1 protein-coding gene is annotated in these 2126 nt (G+C 55.8%); it reads right to left on the bottom strand.

What is annotated here, in order from left to right; translation table 11 throughout:
• Positions 1-203: 203 nt before the first annotated feature.
• The gene (locus tag C437_RS14835) at positions 204-1943 is read right to left on the bottom strand and encodes a hypothetical protein (RefSeq protein ID WP_004517801.1); all 1740 of its coding nucleotides are present in this window, start codon (positions 1941-1943) and stop codon (positions 204-206) included.
• Between the last annotated feature and the right edge of the window lie 183 nt (positions 1944-2126).

The raw sequence follows: 2126 nt of genomic DNA, 5'->3' as shown, positions 1-2126 counted from the left end.
ACCACGTTTTCGGGATGTAGAGCGTCTACAAACGAATAGCGGTCGAATCAGACGAAGTTTGAGATGTTCTCACGGCGATGCTATGCATTGATCGCCGATTAGTGAGGAGTCACAGATCGATTGAGGGAGAACAGCCGATATCGTGATCAGACCGCGAGTCCTGCGGCTTGCCGCAGACGAGCGACAGGTGCTGCATCACCTTCTCACCCGGCTTTTCGGAGAGAGTTGCCGACCGCCCGGACGAACGTCCTGGCGGTCACGACTGGCGGCGACCTGATTTCTCGCTCCATGCCGACTTTCACCAGAAAGTCGGTGAGCCGCCACAGATTGTACAGCAGTGCTGCGAACGTGAAGTTGAACAACCGCACTCGATAGTCTGTTGAGGAGGTTTTTGGAAGGTAAGACTGCACCGACTTGTACTGGTTTTCGATGTCCCAGCGACGGCTGTAACTGTTCGTCACGTGAGCGATCTCGTCGGGATCGACGTGATCGCGGTTCGTCACGAACACGGCGTACTGGCCTTCAGCGTCGTCACTGGTGGCTGGAACGTACAGATATTCTGCAGTATGATCGACATCACCGTCGATTCCGACGGGGATGTCGTGGTTGACAGCAGCGTCTACCCCATCTTTGCTCTTGATGTGCTTTATCGCCGCGTAATCTGACTCGTATTTCCCCACTGGCATCGTGTACAGCAAGTCACGGCCGTCAATCTCAGCTCGCACCTCCTTTGCGTAGAACCCACGATCCAGCAGGATCTCGTCCAGATCGACGTACTGCTGGGCTCTCGAAAGCAGACGAGCGACCACGTCTGCTTTCGAGTCAGCTGGGGCGTCGACCGGTTCCCAGTCTGAGTGTTCCTTGACGCCCTCAATTCCGAGGATGATTGGCACGTCGTTCCCAACGATCGTGATCGTTGCGAACGTGTAGCCGTGTTTCAACTCACCGTCGTCGACGTACCCGCTCACCATGGGCGGGTACGTCGACTTCGGAATCTCTTCGTCCTTGTCGATCCACGGCCAGACGTGGTAGGGGATATGGGTGAAATCGACGGCCGCCACGACGTGGCGGTCGTCGAATGGATCCTCATAGCGAATCGTCTGAAGGATGTTCTCGGTCGCTGTATCGAACGCGTTCATTAGATACTCGCGGAACACCTCGGTGAACGCCACGACATCCTCGATCTGTTGATCTTGGAGCGGGACAGAGACTTCCTGACCAGCCGGCATTGCGAATTGCTTGATCACTCGGAGGAATGTTGAGTCGTCACAGGCGTTGTTCTCGTCGAGAAACCAGCCGGCTTCGCCCTCGGAGTGGGCACTTCCTTGGGTGAGGCAAGCCGAGGCGAACAGATCGAGGATCTGTTCGTCCTCGTAGACTCTGTTATCGGCTCTGTGAGAGTCGAACTCGCCGAAGGCGTGCCTTCGGGCGAGCTCGACGATCTTGGTCCCCTGCTTTCGAACGTGCTCACGTGTTACCGTCGAGTCGTCGCCGTCTTCGTTGATCTCGTCTTCGTCAGGAATGATCGGGACACGTGCTTCCAATACAACGGCGCGGTCGATGGCCTCCTGTGCGATACCTGCAGCAGCCGCGTTGAGCGTCTGTTTGGTTTGTTCGCTGAACTGCTTCCACGCGTACGAGAGTGATTGCTGGCTCGGTGCCTTCTCCAAATCAAGTGTCTTCAGAAGTGATGGCCGGTTTTCGAGGCGATCTGCGACCTCGCTCTGGGCGAGGTCGTAGATCTTCTGATAGAGATACACCCGAGCCATCGACTCAGTGCCGTTTGCGGCTTTGTGTTGCTGTCGGCCGTCGGTGAGTCCGTCAACTGGAATCGATACCTCTCCGAGGACACGCCAGAGATGGTCCACTTTTTCACAGACTTCTCCAGCGTGATAGACGATCGCCCCCGCGAGCGCGGGGGCGTCGTCGTCACCTGCCGACATCTGCTCAGAAGTCATCGTAGTTCTGAGCCCGTCGGCGAGAGATTTCAAGTCGTTACATTAGTCGTCAAACAGACTGTTTCAGATCTCTCTTGAACTCATCGCTGTCTCGTCAATCGATACTACGACTAAACAGTATTGTCAGTGATCTAGTGGTTGGTAGAATTTGAGATCCCGAAAACGTGG

It is taken from the genome of Haloarcula vallismortis ATCC 29715, assembly GCF_000337775.1.
Taxonomy (GTDB): Archaea; Halobacteriota; Halobacteria; order Halobacteriales; family Haloarculaceae; genus Haloarcula; species Haloarcula vallismortis.
This window is presented reverse-complemented; position numbering and strand designations above follow the sequence as displayed.

Excerpts from the sequence above, each read along its gene's own strand:
- C437_RS14835 (WP_004517801.1), bottom strand. The coding sequence starts at position 1,943 with ATGTCGGCAGGTGACGACGACGCCCCCGCGCTCGCGGGGGCGATCGTC.